The following is a 19,020-nucleotide window of genomic DNA, read 5'->3' on the forward strand; positions in this document are numbered from 1 at the left end:
CATGGCAGGCAAGCATCTCGAGGCGCAGGCCCGCGTCGTCGTCTCCGGACTCGACGCGAACGGCAAGTCGACCATCGTCAGCGACCAGAACACGGCGACCCGCATCGCGGCGCTCGGGTTCACCGTCATGGACACCTGGCAGGTCGACGCCGTCCCGGCCGGCGTCGCGTCCGCGGCCACCCTGGGCGAGTCCCCGGTCATCGACCCGCCGAAGAGCGGCCTCGTCGTCCGGCTGGCGAGCTTCCCGCCGGACAAGGAGTTCGACGCGGCCGCCTATGCGGCCTCCCTGGACGACTTCGGCGGCGGCGACTCCCACGGCGGCGCGGACGAGGGCGCCGAGGGCGGCCTCTGGCACGAGACCGACACCGTCGACGTCGTCACCGTGATCTCCGGCGAGCTGCACGCCGTCACCGAGACCGACGAGACGCTGCTCCGCCCGGGCGACACCTTCGTCACCCGCGGGGTCAAGCACATCTGGAGCAACCGGACCGACGAGCCGGTGGTCATCGTCGCGACGATGATGGCGGCCACCCGATGAGGGGCGTCGTCTTCGCCGGCGACAAGCAGCTCTCGATCGAGGAGTTCCCCGACCCGAAGCCGGGTCCCGACGACGTCGTCATCGACATCAAGGCGTCCGGCCTCTGCGGCAGCGACCTCAAGTTCTACCGCGACCCGCCCGGCGCCGCGCTCAAGGCCCTCGGGTTCAAGAGCTTCGACGAGCGCGGGGTGGAGGGCGTGCCGTCGATCATCGCCGGCCACGAGCCGTGCGGGGTCATCGCCGAGGTCGGCTCCGACGTCGACCCGCGCGTGTTCAAGCCCGGGGACCGGGTGATGCAGTTCCACTACGACGGGTGCGGCTTCTGCGACCTCTGCCGCAGCGGCTGGACCCAGATGTGCCCGCAGGGCGCCACGATCTACGGGGCCACCGCGCACGGCGGCCACGCCGAGCACATGCTCGCGCCCGCCAAGACGCTCGTGCACCTGCCCGAGGAGATCAGCTTCTCCGCCGGTGCCGCCATCGCCTGCGGCACCGGGACCGCCTACGGGGCGCTGCGGCGCACCGACGTCTCGGCGGCCGACGTCGTCGCGGTGTTCGGGATCGGCCCGATCGGCCAGTCGACGGTGCAGTTCGCGTCGGCGATGGGCGCCACCGTGATCGCCGTCGACGTCGCGGACGCGAAGCTCGCCCGGGCGAGCGAGTTCGGCGCCCATCACGTGGTGAACTCCGGCGCGGGCGACCCGGTCGCGGCGATCAAGGAGCTCACCGGCGGCAGGGGCGCGACCGTGTCGATCGAGTGCTCGGGCGCGCCGGTGGCGCGGCAGGCCGCCGTGCGCTGCCTTGCCGTCTGGGGCCGCTCGGCGATGGTCGGACTCGGCGGCGAAATCACCCTCGACGTCGCGCCCGACCTCGTGATCAAGCAGATCACGATCTACGGGACGTACACCTTCTCGAACGTCGGGCTGGGGGAGTGCGCCCGGTTCGTCGCCGATCACGGGATCGACGTCGACAAGCTCTTCACCGACCGGTGGAGCATCGACCAGGCCGACGAGGCCTACCGCGTCTTCGACAAGCAGGAACGCGGGAAGGCCGTCATCGAGTTCTGAGGAACGGGCGGGTGCGGGGGCGACGACCTGCGGGCGCACCCGCCCGTCGGCGAGCACATCGATCGATGTGCCCCCGGTGGGATACGAACCCACACTGGACGGATCATGATTCCCGTCGGCCGCCGCGTTCTGCGGTGAGCGTTCGTGCTGGTCAGCGACGGTCCGACCGGGTTGTGATGTTGGCTGGTGGTGCACCGTGAGTGGCCCTGGTGTGACGTAAGCGACCACCAAAGTGGACACCGCCAGGTCCAGCATCGGAACATCGTCGTCGATGCGGGCCGCGCCTCAGCAGTCATGCCACTCGTGCTTGAAGATCGCCAATCGCGGAGCCTCGGGGGCGGCTGCACCAGCCCCTAGTGTTAGCACGGCGTTGCCTACGACCGCGAGCGCCCGCCCTTCGGCCACGGAATCAGGCGCCCGCGGTAGCCAAGGTCACCGACACTCTAGGCAGCTAGCCAGGGACCTCGTGGGCGTCTCCCTGGCCTCGATGCCACCGGGCCGACGCAGCCAGACACCCCTGCCCACTCCCTACCGGATCAATCTAGGTCGAGCTACGCGAGAGTGCGCCGCACCAGCACCGCCGACTTCGCAGCACAAAGGCGATCCGAGCGGAGATGTATTACTAGCCCTGCCGGGAATAACCCGCTAAGAGTGAACGGTGCTTACACCGGACGTCGGAGACGAAGCGCCTGAACGCAGAGCCTGTTGTCAGCCGATCGTCAGGTTGACTTTTCATCTAGCAACATTGCAACAATACCGCAGGCTAGATCGAGAGTTAAGCCCCAGCGGTTACAGGACGAAACATTCCCATGACCAGACGTAGCCAAAGTCTGAAGTCACACGATTGTACTAGTTGCAGGTCCTGGCCCCGGGTGGACTATAAAACATCAGAAGGCCTAAGGGGGGTCACGTCGTGACAATAAGTAATCGGTTGAGCACACTTGCGACCGTAAGAGATCAGCAGCTGCCTCACGCTGCCGATGCCACCTTCGATGCAGTCTCTTACTTTCACAACAGCCGTTCTTGGACGTTAGTCTATCGAGCGTCATCATGACTGTTGGTATTGCGCTAAGCGGAGGCGGCGCGAAAGGAGACTTTGAGGTCGGCGCTCTCCGGCTAATATATGATCGAGGCGTTCGACCTGACATAATTGCCGGGACATCTGTAGGATCGATCAATGCCGTTAAGCTAGCCGAAGGTGAAGACCCGGCAAATCCGAAGCAGGGACTCTCTGGACTCGAAGCCATATGGAGCGGACTGCGAAATAACGCTGATATGTACAAGGAGGAGGATTGGCTACACGACCCTGACATGGACCCGCGAGTTCGTGACGCCCTTCTCGGGAATTCCGCCGATCTCGACATAGTCGGCCCTACTCTCGACTTTACTCCGTGGGGCGATCTCGCGTTCTTGCCACGCGCCTTGGCAGGCTTGTCTTTTCTGCTGAATGACGGGCAGGCGCTACTACGATCGCTCGCAGTTTTTTCCAGAAGAGCAAAGGCTTTATACAATCTGGATCCGATCTCCGCGCTACTGAGCACCGATCTTGACACGACTAAGGTCGCAGCCTGGGCTCAGTCTGGAGGCCGACATTTGCGACTCGCAACGGTGAACCTTGAGAGCGGCCGGTTGCGGTATGCCACCGAGAACGGCGCGATCGTCGAGCGAGACGGGTCTCCCGTGCGGGACTTGAGCACCACTCCAGCGGCATGTCAAAAGGCGGAGGATGCAGTTCGAGAGGTTGAAGATAGCCTTCAAAAGAAACAAGACGAACTAAATACTGCTGGCCCCGGTCAGAAGAAGTCGATAGCGCAGAGCATACGCGCGCTTCAAGCCCGACTCGAGACGGCCCAGCATGAGCTAGCGACGTGCCTGGGCGCGCATGTCGGGGACACTCTCACGGTCGATCTCCGACGAGCTGTTATCGCCTCATCTGCGGCCCCGGGGATATTTCGAGCCGTCTCCCTCGGAGGAGAAACGTACGTCGATGGTGGAGTGCGTGAAATCCTACCCTTGCAGACGGTCGCCGACCTGGGCGCAACCGAAATCTACGCAATTGTTGCATCGCCTGCGGATCCCCCTGCTGTCACTCGTAGCTTCGTCGATGCTGATCTGCTAAGCGTCGTCGCTCGGTCCGTTGAGGATCTTCTCCTCAACGAAGTGACTAGAGACGATGCTCGCGTGGACATCGACGGCGCGGGCCCGCCGAGAACGATCTACATAATACAGCCAGATGTAGAGCTGCACCCTTTCACGGCCATCGATCCGGGCCTAATCCAAATATGTCGCGATTACGGGTACATGCGTGCAGCAGACGTCATCGATGGGCTTGACGAGCGGGCTTCTCGGTGGGCGCTTGGCACTGACATTTCCGTGCTCCGCAGCACCATTTGGGCCGACGAGAATCGCGTGGCAGGCCAGAAAGACCCTCGCAACCCTGCAGCTCCTGCACCTCCGCCGAATCCTTCAGTGCAAGCAGACGTCGATGCTGGAAAGGTTAGGCTGCACGCACTGATCGACCAGCGACGGGCGGTCGGAGGGCCTATGCCACCCAATGTCGACCGGTGGTGGGCCCAACCGGAACTTCATCCCTGGGCGGACCCCCCGGGAAGCCGGCAATGGAGGCGGATCGGTCATGCCAACAACGTGCGGGCCATGGCCGCCCTCGACGGCAGCCTGTTCGCCGCCACCAGCGACAACGTGCTGTGGCGCCGCACCGCTGACGCCGTAAACATCAACTGGGATCGGATCGGTTCGGCCAACGACGTGCGGGCCATGGCCGCCCTCGACGGCAGCCTGTTCGCCGCCACCAGCGACAACGTGCTGTGGCGCCGCACCGCCAGTCCTTAGCTCACCCGCACTCCAGATCAACACCGGATCGCCCAACGATGACGATCGCGAGCGCTCGTTAGCGCACTGGTCCTGTCAAATGGAACCGCCTACGGGCGTGGAAGGAGGTACCCCAACCGTACGGTGCCCTCCATGCGCGACGTGTGGGTGCGCATCTGCCTTCAGCTCGAAGAGGCGCGATCGGCAGCAACGTTCCACCCGACTGCCGCGAGACGACGAACATGGCGTCTCTGCCATCTAAGACTGAGCTAGGTCCACCGTCCTAGCGGTAAGAGGAGAATAATGCCCAACCCAGAAGAATACGAGGCAGTGTACTACCGAGCCCGAGAGGGCATTCTTGGAAGGCACTTCGCCGTCGGCACACGCGCCCGAGTCAACCTTGAAAACGAATTCAACAACTTGCGTCGAACCGACGACACCCCAGACGCGAACCCTACAGGGCAAGGCGCACCGCACAGATGGAACATTCAGGCACATGGACGCGATAATCCGCTGCTCTGGTCAGGCCGCCTGCTCGCGACTATGGCCGCCGAGTACGCGCTCGGTAACCAAAAAGCCGAGCGCGTCATCACCCTTGCTCTCGACACTTTCGAAGAGTTGTTCACGTTCCGCAGCGGTAACCAGTTCGACGGCTACATCCTCCGCTGGGACCCCGTGGCGTCGGATTCGTGGACCAACGAAGCAGGTTGGAGCTATTCGAACGAGTTCCTAGTCGATCAGACCAGCGGCGGCTACATCTACAGCGTTCCAGCCCGAGACCCCCGGCATACTGCGTACCGCCCCGAGTCCGTCCTCAGCCGCCTTCTAACGGATTCCCAGAAGAGTGAATACCTTGCGAACTTCGCTGACTACACTCAATCTTTCCGGCTTTGGGAGCCCTCCCAGGATGAATTGGTGGGCCTTGTCGGTGCTTACGCTGTTGTGTATGACCTTGTTCCCATTGACGGCATCCGAGAACGCGTTACCGCTCAGATCCAAAGGCTCGCAGAGTACCTCGCCTCCAGTGGCTATCTGCTCGTAAGACCCGCAGGCGGGATCACATTTCGAGGCGCTGCCGACACATTGCCTGCTTTCGAACTCCCATTCAACGAGCTCTTCGAGCGCATCCTCGGCGAACGCTATCCGAATAAGCTCGACTTCGTCGGCGGCATGCTTGCAGCGGGATACTGGCCGGTTCTGGCGGGGCCCGTGGAGCGTGAGGAGGTTCTTATTTCCCTGGGTGGAATCGTGCTCGGCCCCGCCCTCGCGTCTCTGATCGCACCGTTGCTTATCGTCGCTGGAGCTCCAGATCTACTCGTGGCGTTGTTGGCCCCGCTTGCTCAGGCCGGCCAGTTACCGGTATGGGCTGGGGTGGTGGCACCTTACGTCCTTCCAGCGCTACCAAGAGCGTTGGCTCTGAACAATCACACAGACTGCTTTGATGTCAGCTCCGATCGGGAAGTCAGGGCACCGATCACAAGTAGCATACTCCTCGCAATACCACCATCGGAGCGGTTCGAGGCAACGATGGACATCCTCGCCGTGGCGCCAGACTCAATGAATGCAAAGAGTTTCGTTCCTTTCCTTGGGTTGACCGCGATCGGGGATCGAGGCGGCCAGGTATCGCGCGCCTACCTTCGCACGATGAGCAAAGAGCGCAACAAACCCTTGCAGCTCGGGAAGACGGACGCTCTTCAAAGCTGTTTCGCATCCGCGCTGGCGCTCGTCCTCGGCGCAGGAGAAACAGAAGAACAGCGGTTTGTCGCGCTCCTGCAGCATCACTATGGGACGTTGCTCGACTCTGGGGGCCAGGACGGTCTAGTGGTCTCCGATCAGCCGAAAGATCAGGGGCTGCCCTACGAGCAAGTCGATCCAGGCCTCGACTACGTGGCCGGTATCAGTTTGGCCTGGTTGTACGCTCGCAGGCAAGCCGATGCTGGAACGCCTGTACGAACCCTGGGCTTTCCACGGCCCCCGGACCCGGCCACTGTCTGGCCAGATGTCACGATCTCCGCTGAAGTCCTAGGAGCAGTGCCAGGTTTGCGACAGGCGCTAGGTGCTACTCAATTGCCTCCCGAACAGGATGTCGATCTGTTCGACCCGGAGACCGCCGATCGGCAGACCACACCTACCCCGATGGTGAAGTCAACGAGTTCGCAAGTCGTGATCCAGGACATCACAATGCCAGTTAGATACGAAGATGGCGATGCACCTACTGGCATCGTAATCCGCCGCGGCGACCAATTCGAGATCACGGCTGAAGGCCGCCTCCGTTTGGCGGGAGTCATCGACAGCGGGCCGGAAGGGCTGGATCTAGTTGACGACGCAAGGTTCGCGCTGCACCTTGGGCTCGACCCGTTCCATGCCTTCAGGTGGGCCCTGCTCGGGCGGCTGGGCGGTTACTTCTATGTGGGTACGCACCGGCCGCTCGAGCGCTGGCTCTATCCACGGCCACGTCCCCTTTACCTAAGGGTCAACTCGTCGGGGCAGACCGGGCCGAGGGGAGATGGCGCCTACCAGGCTCGGGTGGTGGTGTGGGGCGATCCTCTCGGATGCGTAAAGGTCATCGACATCCAAGTGGGCGGCGAGCTCACTGATCTAGCTCGGCTCGGCGCCGCCTTCGAAGAGGGCGACGTATCCACGGTCGATCTGCTCGTTGAGCGGGGAGTGGGCGTTCTCGGCAATATCTATTTCACCGAAGAAAATCGGAACACCGCTGCATATGTCGACGTAGCGGATAAGATAAGGAGCATCATCAAGACCCGCAAGTTCATCGGTGATGAGCCCGCCATCGAGCTGTGGGTTGCAGCCGGCGGGAAAGGAGATTCGAACCTAGCCAAGCAACGCGGCCGGGAGATTAGCACGCTATTGCTGCGACAGGTGGGGCTTCCTAATCTGCCTGACCCCTTTCCGCCCGCCCGAGAGTCCGGCTTCGCGAATGCGACAACCACACGCCTCTTCATCCGGTCTAGCCTCTAAACGCCACGTCCGAACCATGACAGATGGGTGCCTACGGTCATTGCGCTCGCGCCGGCTGGACGACGACCGCTCGCTCCAACCCGCGAGTTTTGAGATAGCGACGGACTAGCAGAGAGGTACATTTTGGATGGTTGCTGGACTCACAGGCGCCACGATCGCCGCCCAGGTGAACTCCCGATGCTTCAGTCCGTGGTCGGATCGGTGCCGCTCAGCTCCCGGCTGAGCCATGGTCAAATGCCATAAGCGCGCGTTCAGGGTTGAATACCGTTTGTAGTCGACTAAGAACACGGCTGCTATAGATCCGCTCTAGGATTAGGCTGAACGTGTGATTGTGGCGCGCGCTATACTGCCGAGTGACATAATCAGCGGCATCGATGCAACCCACAAGGCGAACCCAATGCAGGGCATGCCGTGAAGACACCTGGGACGGGCAATGGAAAACACTCTCGCGGTCGTCCTGGGGGCAAGTGAATGGCCACATTATCCTAATCAGTTCAATTCAGCCTCCGCGTTTAAGGCGTCCGCTGACGGCTTCCGCGCCTACCTGTCCGATCAGGACGGATTAGATTTGCCTGAGTCGAGCTTGCTCTGGCTTTTCGATAGCGATCTCGAGATCGTGTTCCAATACGACTTGCTGTCGAGCTTTCTTCGCGAGAACTCTCCTCGTCTCGGCGGGGGTACGCTCGTGCTTATCTATTACGTCGGCCACGGCGCTTTTTTCGGATCAAACAGATCGTATTGCCTTCTCGCGCGCGCGACCCGGCCGCCCGTAGAGGAAGAAACCAGTATTCGGCTTGAGGGATTGGCAAACGTTTTACGTGCAACGATTCCTCAAGCTCGTCGGCTTTTAGTCTTAGACTGTTGTTTCGCCGGTGCAGCGGCTAGATTATTCCAGGGTCCAGTGGACCAGGCTAGCTCGGTAAAGTCGGCGGAGATTATCGAGCGAGGTGTGGCCGTTTTGTGCGCGGCGAGTGCTCGGGATCCGGCCGAGGTAGCCCCGCAGGGTAACGCCACAATCTTTACGCAGTCGCTAATCGAGACACTAAGAGAAGGCGAGCGAGGAGGCCCAGAGAGTCTCAGCCTCAGAGATATATGCGAGCTGACGCGGCGCGTAGCGGTTCGTCGATACGGTCGTGACTCCCCGCGTCCCGAGATTCAGTCTCCTGACCAACGGCACGGGGATCTAGCGGCAATGCCACTGTTTCCCAATCGTGCGTATGAGCCATCCGAGCGTACTAGCGAAAATCGAGACGACGACCTTCGATTGGAATTGGCAGAGGCGTCAGCGTCTAATGTCTTCGCTCATGCCGGTCGCCCTGACTCGGAGGTTCGCGAGCATGACGGCCTCGACCCGACCGAGGACTACTGGGTCGTATACGTAAACAATTACTCGTCTAGGCTAATCTCGAATGTCGAAGCGGTGCTCCTCGCCGGCGACGAGAGCGAGACCGAGCACACGTTGGCTCTAGACTATGTCGAACCCAATCAAAGAATATGGTATATATTGCGGCCCGATGTCCGACCTACGAGTGGATTCGACCCAAATCTGGATCCCGAGCCCGTAGTCTTCGTAACTTTCGAGTGTATGGGGCTCAAATTCTATAAAGACGAGGAGAACAACACTCAGCTACTCCGCGGGTCATGGAGCCGCGAATAGAAGCAAGGAGGAGATGCGCGAATGGCCGCGATGCAAGAAACGACACTCAGTCTGGTCTTCCGGAACGATCTCTCTGAGTCCAATGCGCACGCGTCGGAGCTGTACGCCTCACTACAGGACCTAGAAGACCTGTCGAGCGTTGAGCGGAGAAGGGATAACGATCGTAACCAGGATTTCGGTGCATCGCTCGTAGTGATACTTGCGAGCCCGGCGGTCGTGGCGCTAGCGAAAGCACTAGGGAGTTACGTGTCGGCGCGACGCGATGCAAGATTGGTGATCAAGCAAGAACTTGCCGACGGGCGTACCTGCGAAGTAGAGATAACAGGCCAGCCCACGAATCGAATACAGAAGATCATTGAAAGCCTCGTAGTCGAGGACGTCCGATAGCAGCCGGCTAGGGTAGCTGACCACGCGTCCGGCGCCTTTGAGAAGAGGAACAGGGCCCGCACAACTCTAACGGCAGGAGAACGGGGTGGTCGGGTCAAGGCTCTGACCCTCGAATGAGCGCGAATAGGCCGAGGGCCCGGTCCGTCCGAAAATGCGCGCCGTCGATTCAGCTGGTGTTCCATGAAAGAGCGCGTGCCTACCGCGCGATCGACCCGAGGCAGAGGTCAGCGGCAGCGCCGTGCCGAAAGCGAGGGTCGTCGTATTGGATGTATTGCGGAGCAGAACGACTACGCCGTGCACTGGGGGATGACCGCAGAGCACCCGAGGTGCTTAGTCGAGCACGCTGCCAGGTCGCCCCCGAAGGGTCCACGGATCGTGATCCTCGAGGGAGCGCCACTTCCTGGACCGCTTCTCGAGGACGAGGGCACCGGGCGAACTTTGACCCGCATCGCGGCTCTCCGCCGAGACGACGGCGGTGAGCCTGCGGTAGGCAGCCGCCAGTTTCCGGGCCACGCGCGCCGTGGTGTCGGCGCAGAGGACCTCCGCTCTTCGGCCACGATGGAGCACCTGAGTCACCGACGGCTTGCACCCCGCACTGAACTTCTCGCCCTGGCCGGCTCGAGCTGTCGCGGTCATACACGGGCGAAGCCGGGAGGCCGGGCCGATCGGGGGATCATCTGGCGCACGTCGCCGGTTAGTCTGCTCCGGTGGATCGTTTCGATGCGGCCCTGTCGCTGTCCGAGGCGCTCCTTGCGGATCCATTACCCGACCGCTGGCGCCACGTGCAGGCCGTGGCCGCCCAGGCGGATCGGCTCGTGAGCGTCGCCGATGTCGATGGCGACGACCTACGCATCGCCGCAGTGCTGCACGACATCGGGTACTCGCCAGCCATCGCACACGCGCAGTTCCACCCCCTCGACGGCGCAAGGTTCCTCGACGCTGAGGGCTATCCCGAGCGGGTCGTGGCACTGGTGGCCCGGCATTCCTGCGCCATCGTCGAAGCCGACCTCCGTGGCATAACGGGCGTGGAGGAGTTCCACGACGAGCAATCCCCGACCCGCGATGCGCTTTGGTACTGTGATGCCGTGATCGGGCCTCAGGGCCAGTTGCTCTCGCCTGATGACCGATGGACCGAGATTAGGCGCCGATACGGTGCTCACAGCCTAGTCGGTCGGTTCCTCGACGAGGCGGAACCCCAACTTCGCGAGGCGGTCCATCGCACAGAGGCTCGCATGCGAGTTGCCGGGGTTGTTCTCTAGTCTACGTGTGGCGCTTGACCGCTTAGTCCGTCATCGATGCGCTGACGCATGCGGGGATCGATGGCCATCGAGTAGAGAGCCGACGGGTCGACCCACCGGACGCTCCGGCTCTCATCGCTCGACGTTGGAGTTCCACCTACTGCCCGAGCGCTCAGGCAGATGGAGAACTCCTGGCGCACCTCCCCATCGTCATATGCGATGACGTGCTTCGGGTCGGAGTATATGCCGACCACGCCCGAGACCTCGACGTCAATGCCCGTCTCCTCCCGGGTCTCCCGGACCGCCGCGTCGCGAACCGACTCCCCGAGCTCCTGGGCTCCTCCCGGGAGCGCCCACTTGCCGTTGTCGGTCCGCTCGATCATCAGGACTCTGCCGTCGTCGTCGAGGACAACAGCGACTACGGCCACGACGAGGCTGTTCGCCATCGGTGCATTCGGATCGTCGTAGTAATCGGTCCGGCCCACGTCTCCACACCTACCACTTCGGTTGGGTGGCCGACTCCCAGACGCGGCCGAAGCTGTCGGCGTATGTGTCGAAAAGTTCGGTGGCGGTCTCGCGCCGCAGGTGCATGGCCGGCGCGTGCGGTGCGGGTGCACCGAAGACGTGCGGGTTCACGATCATCTGGTCGTCGTACCGGTAGATCGAGTTGTAGAGGGTCGTGCCGTGGCACCTGATCTCGATGCCCGGCTCGTCTGCGATCTTCCTGAAGAACGCCAGAGCGTTCTTGATCTTCGCGGTGATCGCGTTCTTGCCGATGCCCTCGTCGAGGCTGCGGCGTGTTACCTGGCGACTCAGTGGATCGCCGAGGAGCAGCCGCACCTGGGCGCCTGCCGCTCCCTTGGCTCGCAGCGACGGCAGGAGCGCAGGGTTCTCGGTCAGGAACATCCCGACGTAGACGAGCACGTCGACCCGCTCGCGCGCACCGTCGAGCAGTTGATCCCAGAGCGCTCGCGGCACAGCGTTCCGGCTGGAGTAGCACTCGACCAGCACCGACCCCAGCTCAGCGTCGGCATCGGCCGAACGCTGCCGAGGCACGACCGCGGCCGAACCGTCGACCAGCGTGAAGAGCTCGCCGGCGGTGAAGCCCGGGAACATCACCTCGAGCACCTGGCAGTGATGCGGGTAGGGAAGGCTCTTCAGACCGCCCGCCTGCCACCGATGCAATTGCGCCCTACTCGGGTAGGTCCCGACATACGACGGATCGACCTCGCGGGCAGCCCGGTCATACTGGACACAGAAGGATCGATAGTTCTGCCAGTGTCGATCCCGCAGAAGATCGCGAAGCTTGACGGCAGTGTCCATCGCGTTGTTCCTCTCGCGCCGACGCCCTCGCAGGAAGCGTAGACGAGACACAGACGCGACAGGTCGAAACCGCGAAGCTCGAGACGCGACATCCGCGCCGACGCGATGAGACGTGCTCGCGATCGACCGTCGTATCGCCCCGCTTGACAGGGGCGAACGACGGCGCACCTTGCGCCATGGCGATCCAGGAGGACCCATGGGTGGCACTGTTCCCACACCCCGATCCACTACAGAGTCCACCGGGCTCCTGATCACCGTCGAAGAGGTCGCGGTCCTCTGGTTCGGTGAGGTCGGGGACGGGGGCTCGGCCAGCACGAACTGCCAGCGCATCCGTCGACTGATCCCGCGGACGCTGCCTGCTCGGCGCATCGGCAACCGTTGGTACGTCAGCCGGGCGGTCGCCGAAGCCTGGGCGGCCGGCACGGACCCCGAGTCCGTGATGGCACACCCCGACACCCGGGCCCGGGCCGGGGGCACCCGATGAGCGGCGTCGGACTGTTGATCCTTTTCGCGGTGCTCGGCGCGTTCATCTGCGCCAAGACCCGTTCGGCGGCCGGAGCTGTGGTCTTCGCCCTGATCGCGCTTGTGCTGTTCGTCGGCACGCCGGTCGGGCAGGCGGTCCCAGGCGCGGTCGGCAAGGTGATGTCCACCGTTGACCAGGCGACGACTCCGGCGCTGAACGACGGCGGGCCGCGCGCGGACGTGGGTGGTTCGCGGTGACCGCGCTCAAGGCCGCGCAGGCCGGGGGCCCTAGTCGAGCCGCCGACGGCGGCGCAGCCGATCAGGCCCGGGAGCTTGTCCCGGCCGCTCTCCCGGTCAAGGGCGCCTTCGGCGTCGCTGCGCGACCGGACTGCGTCCGGCCCTGGACCGCGAGCCTCGGCGGCCCCGCGGCGCCCACGGCGCGGTGGAGGTGGCACGGCACCTCCACCCACGGCTCCGGGCCTGACCGGGGTCTTCCCGACGGCGGGTCCGGTCCGGTGAGTCCTCCTGGACCGGTCTCGTTTCCCACGACCACGAGGTGGCACCGATGACGAGCGACTGGCGGGCACGGGCGGCGTGCCGAGATGTGGACCCTGAGCTGTTCTTCCCGACCGCGCACACCGGCCCGGCGTGGGCCGCGCAGGTCACTGCGGCGAAGGCGGTCTGCCGAGGGTGCCCGGTCCTCGAGCAGTGTCGGGCGTTCGCGTTCGAGGGGCTGCGGTTCGGGGTGGCGGGCGGGATGACCGAGCAGGAACGCGGCGCGCACCGGCGGTCCCGCTCTGCGCCCGGGCGGAGAGGCCGGCGGGCGCAGCGACTGGATCAGGTCCGCGACGACCGGTACCTCGGCCGCCGGTTGCTGGCTGACGGTGTCTCGCCGCGCGATGTCGCGTCCCGGTGCGGGGTGAGCCAGCGGACGGCGCTGCGGTGGGCGGCGGCCCTGCGCTCCGAGCTCGAGGCGTCGGCGGGGGAGGCGTCGTGACCGCGGGCGGGTTGATGACCGAGCAGTGGGGCTGGCAGCCCACGGCCTGGCTCGAGGACGGGTTGCCGACCTGGCGGTGGCGCTTCGCGCCGCGCGGTCTGATGACCCGACGGCAGATGCGCGCGGCCGGGCTGGCGCCCGGTGGACGGGCACCGGTGGCGCGGGTGGTGTGCCGCCGCGGTCGGCGGTGGGCGGCGCTGTGGGACGCCGCCGAGCTGGTGGCCAAGGGGACCCCGTCGCCGGCGCAGCTCGAGGCACTCGGCCGGGCGGTCGCCGCGCGCCGGTGGTGCAGCGGGTGCCGTCGCGACGTCGGCTACTGCGTACCGGCCTCAATCGGGGTGTGTCTGGACTGCGAGCCCGAAACCCGGGGCGGTCGTCATGGGTGAGCCACGACAGGTCCGCCCGGCGGTGGCCGGCGCGGAAACCGCCGCTCGCTGGTGGCGCACCGCGGTCGCCGCGCAGCGCGCGGTCCGGGCGGAGGCGCTCGAGCACGCGGACTTCTACGACCTGGCCGCCGAGATGGTCACGACGCTGCGCGCGCTCGAGGACCTCACCGAGCTCCTCGCCCGCCAGGTCGGCGGCTACCGCGCGGGCCGGGCGCTGCGTGACGACACCGGCTGCGACCCGAGAGCCCGCCTCGTCCGAGCGACGGGGGCGCTGAGCGCCCTGCGCATCGCGCTGGCGACCGCGGTGGCCGAGGGGGAGCGGTTCTGGTCGGCCATCGGCCACATCGGTCTCGAGATCAACGACCCCGAGGGAGGGCAGCCATGAACACGGCCAGTCTCATCCTGCTCGTCCCGCTGGGCCTCGCGACGTGGGTCGCCTGGCAGCGGGGCGCCCGTCGACCCGCGGCGCTGCTGGCCGGGTCTGCGCTGTTGCCTGGCTATGCGTTCCTCTCGTCGCTGGTTTGGCCGGTGGCGCTGCTGCTGGTGGCGCTCGTGGCGGTGCTGGTGTGGCAGCGGCTGGCGCGGACGTCGTCGATCGTTGCGCGTTGGTCGGGCCGCAACCGCCGCAAGGCCGGGGTCGCCTCGAGCCTGGACATCGCCCGGCGGGCTGGCGCGGTGGCGATGCTGACGATGGCCCCCAAAGTCCGGCCCTCACTCGGGGACCTGAGCCGGTGGGAGCGCTGTCGGGTTCCGGTCGCCGACGTGGCCGTCGAGCTGGTCCGGGTCGGGGTGCAGCGGGTCTGGTCGTCGATCGAGGACGTCGTGTTGATCTTCGGTGGGCCGCGCACCGGTAAGACCGGGTGGCTGGCCGGTCGGGTGATCGACGCTCCCGGGGCGGCGGTGGTGACCTCGACCCGCACCGACCTGCTGGAGCTGTGCGCGCCGCTGCGATCGGGTCCGGTCTACGTGTTCAACGCCGTCGGGCTCGGCGACCGGGCCACGACGCTGCCGTTCGACCCGCTGGTCGGCTGCCACGACCCAGTGACCGCGGTGGAACGCGCCACGGACATGGTCGCCGCGACGTCCCGCGGCTCGGCGTCGGGGGATGCGGAGCGGTGGGATTCCCAGGCTCGGCGGGTGCTCGCGGCGTTGCTGCACGCGGCGGCCCTCGGTGGGGCGTCGATGTGGCAGGTGCTCGGCTGGGTCGCCGACAACGACCAGGCCGCCCACGAGGTCCCCGCGCTGTTGCGGCGCTCGGCGGTGCAGGCGTTCGAGCGGGACGCGGCGCAGTTCATCGCCACCAACGACCGCACCCGCACCAGCATCACCAACTCGATCATGCCGGCGCTGGGGTGGCTCAACCATCCGGCCGCCGCAGCGGCGGCGGAGCCGGGGGCGTCGTTCGACGTCGCCGAGCTCCTCGAGTCGCGGGCGACGGTGTTCCTGCTCGGCGCCGAGGAGGCCAACACCGGCGCGCTGGTCTGCGCGCTCACCGGCCACATCGCCCGCGAGGCCCGTCGCCTGGCCAAGGGCGGCCGTCTCGACCCACCACTGACGCTGGCGCTGGACGAGGCGGCGCTGATCTCTCCGGTGCCGCTGGAGAACTGGACCGCCGACATGGGCGGGCGCGGGGTCACGATCATCGCCGCGTTCCAGTCCCGGGCGCAGCTGCTGGACCGCTACGGTCCGCACAAGACCGCGACGATCCTGAACAACACCGCCTCGGTGATGCTCTTCGGTGGCACCCGCGACCGCGACGACCTGCAGTTCTGGTCCACCCTGGCCGGGGAGCGCGACGAGCGGATCACCACGACCGATCTGCACGGCCGGGTCGCGTCGCGCACGGTGCGCAAGGTTCCGGTGTTCTCCCCGGCGCAGATTGCGAACCTGTCGCCGGCTCGGGCGATCGTGTTCCGCCGTGGCATCGACCCGGTGCTGGGTCGCGCCCGGATGGCCTGGCGCCGCCGTGACGTCCGCGCCGTGGAGGCCGGCTACCCGGCGCAGGCTGCAGCGTCCGGGCTGCGGGCCCGGCTGCTGTTCACCTGGCTGGTCACCGCCGACCGCACTTCCACCGTCGCGCAGGCGACCCGCGCCGGGGCGGCGACGGTTCGTCGGGTGGTGCGTTCGGGGTCGGTGGCCCGGGAGCGGGCGCGGTTCTGGTGGCGACGGATTCGCCCGGCCGCATGGACCCGACACCCGGAGGCGCATGCCCGCCGGCGGCGGCGGGATCTCGGGCTGGCGCGGCCGTGGCGGCGCCCGGAGGGCGAGCCGCGGGTCAGCGACACCTTGCAGGTGCCCTCACAGCGGATCGTCGTCGAACTCGAACCCGCGCGAGACCAGGGCGCCGACGCCGAGCCGGTCGAGCGGGGCGAGCGATGAACCTCTCCGAGCTGTTCGCCACCTGGCAGGCCTGGCACACCCGCGACGTCGCCGAGCAGGCCGCGCGTCGCGCCGAGATCGACGGACGGGATGACGACGCCGACCAACTCCGCCGCGACCCAGCTGGCGACGGGTTCGCACCGAGGGCGATCGAGGCGTTGGCCGCCCAGCACGAGCTCGCCGAGCGGCTGGGCGACTGGCGCTGGCACACCGTCACCGCCGCGCGGGAACAGGGCGCCAGCTGGAACGACGTCGCCGCCGCGACCGGCACCGATCCCACGACGGCGCAGCAGGCCTACCGCGACCGCGTCACCGCGGCCGAGCAGACCGCCGCCGGGCTCGACATCCCCTTCCACGACGCCGAGCGCTACCGCGCCGCCGCCGCCAACGACCCGCTCCCGCCTACCCGCGCGGACACCGGCCAGGAGATCGACGACATGACCACCCACGGCAACGACGACCGGATCGAGCACATCAGCGGCCCCGACATCCATGAGGACGGCTTGGTGGTCGGCGAGATCGCGCTGCCCGGCGGCCTCCCACCCGACGACGAAGAGGACGAGGAGGAGGAGGATGACGCTGGGCTTGACATTCCGCGGTGGGACGAGGCCTGGAGCATCGCCGACCGCGACGGGTACGTGCTCTTCGACCCCGAAACCCCGGGCGGGTTCCGCGCCCTGACCCCACACGAGCGGACCGAGCTCACCGACACCGTCCGCGCCGGCAGCCCCTCGTTCACCGCCGACGCCACCGAGCCCGCCGACCGAGCAGCCGCCGACCTCAATGCCGGGCGCGTCGATCCCCGGGTGTCCGCGGACCAGACACCGTGGGTCGACAGCCCCGAAGGCGTCGCCGAGCGGGAGCGGTGGGCGATCGAGAACGCCGACCCGACCAAAGCTTTGGACAACTCCGATCCCGACGACCGCGACGCGCTCGAGCGACGCCTCGACGACCTGCGGGTGCGGCTCACCGGCTACACCTGGCGCGAAGGCGTCGACCGCGACCAGGCCCTGGCCGACCGCCGCGAACAGCTCGGCCGCTGGTACGACGACGACCACGCCGCCGAAGCCGACGCGGGCGAGCAGTCCGGAGACTCGGTCGAGCGAGACCCCGAGTGCTCCGGCACGGGGCCCGTTCCTGATCCCCGGTGGTACTGGTGACCCGCCGCCCACCCGGAGCCCCCAGCGATGATGACGGCGAGTTCGCCCGCGCCGACGCGCTGGCCGGGCTGGCCCGGGAGGTCGACGGGCTGCGCCGCGGCCTCGACCCGCTGGCCGGGGTCCCGACCCGGGTCGACGACCTCGCGCGCACCGTTGCCCAACTCGCCGACGCCCTCGCCGCCACACCTCCGCGGCCGGGCCCGACCCCGGCGCCGTCCTGGCTGACCGCCTCCGACGACCCGGACGCGGCGCGGCTGCTGCTCGAGGAACTGTGCCGGTGGCTGCACCAGGTGTTCCTGCGCTACCCCGACGCCGCGGGCGTGCTCTCGGAGTGCTGGCTCTATCACCCCGACGCGGTCGAGGAACTGCTCTGGCTCCAGCACGCCTGGCTCGCCGCCTACCAGGCCAAGGGCGCCTCGGTGCAGCTCGCCGGGGACTGGCACGACCGGCAACGCCCCGGCGTCGTCCGCCGGCTCAAGGCCGCGGGCGGGTCCTGCTCGAAGGAACGCCACCAGACCCGCACCGGCTGGGGCGAGAGACCACGCGGCGCCGTTGCCGTCCCCGGCACCGACGCCGTCGAGACGATCGCCAGCTGGTGGGCCACCCACCGCGACGAGCCCGCGCCCGAACCGGCCCCCGACCGCGATGGCGACCGGGTCCCGGGTTTCGGCAGCCGGCTCAACGGTGACGGCGCTTCGAACACGGGCCGACACCGATGACCCCGACCCCACCCACAACAGCGCTGCGGGCTGACCGGGGTCGTCGGGTGGGACGGGCGGCGATCTGGCTGCCCGGGCTCGCGGTCGCCCTCGGCGCCGCGGTCGCAACCGCCCACGGGCTCTACGAGGTCGCCGTGGCCTCCCGGGTCCCGGACGGGATCGCCTGGCTCTACCCGCTGATCACCGACGGCCTCGCCCTGGTCGCCTACGCCGCCACCGCCCGCCTGACCGGACCGGCCGCGCGCTACGCCTGGACCGTCGTCGTCATCGCTGCCGGTCTGTCAGGACTCGCCCAGGCTTCGTATCTGGCCGGTGGCCCGACAGTCGAAGTCGCATCGGCGCTGCGGTTCGGCATCGGCGCCTGGCCCGCGATCGCCGCCGCGGTCGTCGCGCACCTGCTCTACCTGCTCGCCAACGAACCCGACGTTCAAGCCCCGGGCGTTCAGAGTTGGCCCGTTCAGCCTGCCCAGTTCAACGGGGCAGTTGTTCAGCCTGAACCCGGCCCAGATGCCGTTCAGCTGCCCTCGTCCGACGATCTGGCGGCCGACCGTGATCGGCCCGGTTCAGCGTCCCGGCCTGTCGCCTCGCCGCAGCGTGACCGGGCCGAGGCGGCCGCCACGCGCTGGGCGCAGCGCCACGGAGCCTGGCCGTCGGTCTCCGAGCTCGAAACCACCGCCGAGGTCTCCCGCGGCACCGCCGCCGCCGCACTCAAGGCGCTGCGCGAACAGCGCCTGCCGCTGCACCTGATCACCGGCCCCGAACCCGGCGCCGACACCGACCCCAACAACGAGGCCAGTCCATGATCACCAGTCACGACACAGGCCACCGAACCCACAGCCAGACACAGCACCCGACCCACCAGAAGCAGCACCAAGAACAAGAGACAGAGCAAAGATCAA

16 protein-coding genes and 2 pseudogenes are annotated in these 19,020 nt (G+C 66.6%); 16 read left to right on the forward strand and 2 right to left on the reverse strand.

The features are described 5' to 3' along the window. Nucleotide 1 precedes the first annotated feature (1 nt). The 8 genes and pseudogenes from LQ327_RS30320 (at nt 2) to LQ327_RS30340 (ending at nt 10,716) form a co-directional block, all read left to right on the forward strand. A complete protein-coding gene (locus LQ327_RS30320; RefSeq protein ID WP_230739930.1) occupies nt 2–538 on the forward strand; it encodes a cupin domain-containing protein in 537 nt (178 codons plus the stop codon). Then, entirely contained in the window at nt 535–1,605 is a 1,071-nt protein-coding gene (locus LQ327_RS30325; RefSeq protein ID WP_230739932.1) for a zinc-dependent alcohol dehydrogenase family protein, read from the forward strand. The genes LQ327_RS30320 and LQ327_RS30325 overlap by 4 nt, the downstream gene beginning before the upstream one ends. Before the next feature lie 1,050 nt (nt 1,606–2,655). Beyond that, nucleotides 2,656–3,612, forward strand: a pseudogene (locus LQ327_RS35355) (patatin-like phospholipase family protein); the annotation flags it as partial. A 648-nt stretch (nt 3,613–4,260) separates the two neighbouring features. After that, nucleotides 4,261–4,455 (forward strand): hypothetical protein, encoded by a 195-nt coding sequence (locus tag LQ327_RS30330; RefSeq protein ID WP_230739934.1) that lies wholly within the window; start codon nt 4,261–4,263, stop codon nt 4,453–4,455. A 282-nt stretch (nt 4,456–4,737) separates the two neighbouring features. Then, a complete protein-coding gene (locus LQ327_RS30335) occupies nt 4,738–7,413 on the forward strand; it encodes a hypothetical protein (protein ID WP_230739936.1) in 2,676 nt (891 codons plus the stop codon). Nucleotides 7,414–7,846: 433 nt separating this feature from the next. Then, a complete protein-coding gene (locus tag LQ327_RS35360) occupies nt 7,847–9,070 on the forward strand; it encodes a caspase family protein (RefSeq protein ID WP_372460789.1) in 1,224 nt (407 codons plus the stop codon). A 30-nt stretch (nt 9,071–9,100) separates the two neighbouring features. After that, on the forward strand, nt 9,101–9,457 hold the full coding sequence (locus tag LQ327_RS35365; protein ID WP_372460793.1) for an effector-associated constant component EACC1: 357 nt from the start codon (nt 9,101–9,103) through the stop codon (nt 9,455–9,457). A gap of 707 nt (nt 9,458–10,164) precedes the next feature. Continuing rightward, nucleotides 10,165–10,716 (forward strand): HD domain-containing protein, encoded by a 552-nt coding sequence (locus LQ327_RS30340; protein WP_230739938.1) that lies wholly within the window; start codon nt 10,165–10,167, stop codon nt 10,714–10,716. Here the strand turns inward: LQ327_RS30340 and LQ327_RS30345 are convergent. Continuing rightward, a complete protein-coding gene (locus LQ327_RS30345; protein ID WP_230739940.1) occupies nt 10,713–11,180 on the reverse strand; it encodes an NUDIX hydrolase in 468 nt (155 codons plus the stop codon). The two genes, LQ327_RS30340 and LQ327_RS30345, sit on opposite strands and share 4 nt — an antisense overlap. Before the next feature lie 10 nt (nt 11,181–11,190). Then, nucleotides 11,191–12,018, reverse strand: coding sequence for a DUF5919 domain-containing protein (locus LQ327_RS30350; RefSeq protein WP_230739942.1), 828 nt, complete (start codon nt 12,016–12,018; stop codon nt 11,191–11,193). A 480-nt stretch (nt 12,019–12,498) separates the two neighbouring features. On the opposite strand from LQ327_RS30350, the gene LQ327_RS30355 reads away from it, so the two are divergent. From LQ327_RS30355 to LQ327_RS30390, 8 genes and pseudogenes are all read left to right on the forward strand, one after another. Beyond that, nucleotides 12,499–12,738 carry a hypothetical protein gene (locus LQ327_RS30355; RefSeq protein WP_230739943.1) on the forward strand — a complete coding sequence of 80 codons (240 nt, stop codon included), beginning with the start codon at nt 12,499–12,501 and terminating at the stop codon, nt 12,736–12,738. Nucleotides 12,739–13,045: 307 nt separating this feature from the next. After that, nucleotides 13,046–13,294: pseudogene (locus tag LQ327_RS30360) on the forward strand (WhiB family transcriptional regulator); the annotation flags it as partial. A gap of 179 nt (nt 13,295–13,473) precedes the next feature. After that, the gene (locus LQ327_RS30365) at nt 13,474–13,863 is read left to right on the forward strand and encodes an RRQRL motif-containing zinc-binding protein (protein WP_230739944.1); all 390 of its coding nucleotides are present in this window, start codon (nt 13,474–13,476) and stop codon (nt 13,861–13,863) included. Next, nucleotides 13,856–14,248 (forward strand): hypothetical protein, encoded by a 393-nt coding sequence (locus tag LQ327_RS30370; RefSeq protein WP_230739945.1) that lies wholly within the window; start codon nt 13,856–13,858, stop codon nt 14,246–14,248. Before LQ327_RS30365 ends, LQ327_RS30370 begins: the two co-directional genes overlap by 8 nt. Then, complete coding sequence (locus LQ327_RS30375; protein ID WP_230739946.1) at nt 14,245–16,242, forward strand: type IV secretory system conjugative DNA transfer family protein; 1,998 nt, start codon at nt 14,245–14,247, stop codon at nt 16,240–16,242. Before LQ327_RS30370 ends, LQ327_RS30375 begins: the two co-directional genes overlap by 4 nt. Beyond that, on the forward strand, nt 16,239–17,402 hold the full coding sequence (locus LQ327_RS30380; RefSeq protein WP_230739947.1) for a hypothetical protein: 1,164 nt from the start codon (nt 16,239–16,241) through the stop codon (nt 17,400–17,402). Before LQ327_RS30375 ends, LQ327_RS30380 begins: the two co-directional genes overlap by 4 nt. Then, on the forward strand, nt 17,399–18,121 hold the full coding sequence (locus LQ327_RS30385) for a hypothetical protein (protein WP_230739948.1): 723 nt from the start codon (nt 17,399–17,401) through the stop codon (nt 18,119–18,121). Before LQ327_RS30380 ends, LQ327_RS30385 begins: the two co-directional genes overlap by 4 nt. A gap of 47 nt (nt 18,122–18,168) precedes the next feature. Continuing rightward, a complete protein-coding gene (locus LQ327_RS30390; RefSeq protein WP_230739949.1) occupies nt 18,169–18,924 on the forward strand; it encodes a hypothetical protein in 756 nt (251 codons plus the stop codon). Nucleotides 18,925–19,020: the final 96 nt, after the last annotated feature.

The organism is Actinomycetospora endophytica, from assembly GCF_021026375.1.
GTDB classification, from domain to species: domain Bacteria; phylum Actinomycetota; class Actinomycetes; order Mycobacteriales; family Pseudonocardiaceae; genus Actinomycetospora; species Actinomycetospora endophytica.

Bases quoted from the DNA above. Each gene is read 5' to 3' on its own strand.
- LQ327_RS30325 (WP_230739932.1), top strand. From the start codon at position 535: ATGAGGGGCGTCGTCTTCGCCGGCGACAAGCAGCTCTCGATCGAGGAG.
- LQ327_RS35365 (WP_372460793.1), top strand. From the start codon at position 9,101: ATGCAAGAAACGACACTCAGTCTGGTCTTCCGGAACGATCTCTCTGAG.
- LQ327_RS30350 (WP_230739942.1), bottom strand. From the start codon at position 12,018: ATGGACACTGCCGTCAAGCTTCGCGATCTTCTGCGGGATCGACACTGG.
- LQ327_RS30335 (WP_230739936.1), top strand. From the start codon at position 4,738: ATGCCCAACCCAGAAGAATACGAGGCAGTGTACTACCGAGCCCGAGAG.
- LQ327_RS30330 (WP_230739934.1), top strand. From the start codon at position 4,261: ATGGCCGCCCTCGACGGCAGCCTGTTCGCCGCCACCAGCGACAACGTG.
- LQ327_RS30375 (WP_230739946.1), top strand. From the start codon at position 14,245: ATGAACACGGCCAGTCTCATCCTGCTCGTCCCGCTGGGCCTCGCGACG.
- LQ327_RS30370 (WP_230739945.1), top strand. From the start codon at position 13,856: ATGGGTGAGCCACGACAGGTCCGCCCGGCGGTGGCCGGCGCGGAAACC.
- LQ327_RS35360 (WP_372460789.1), top strand. From the start codon at position 7,847: ATGGAAAACACTCTCGCGGTCGTCCTGGGGGCAAGTGAATGGCCACAT.
- LQ327_RS30380 (WP_230739947.1), top strand. From the start codon at position 16,239: ATGAACCTCTCCGAGCTGTTCGCCACCTGGCAGGCCTGGCACACCCGC.
- LQ327_RS30320 (WP_230739930.1), top strand. From the start codon at position 2: ATGGCAGGCAAGCATCTCGAGGCGCAGGCCCGCGTCGTCGTCTCCGGA.
- LQ327_RS30355 (WP_230739943.1), top strand. From the start codon at position 12,499: ATGAGCGGCGTCGGACTGTTGATCCTTTTCGCGGTGCTCGGCGCGTTC.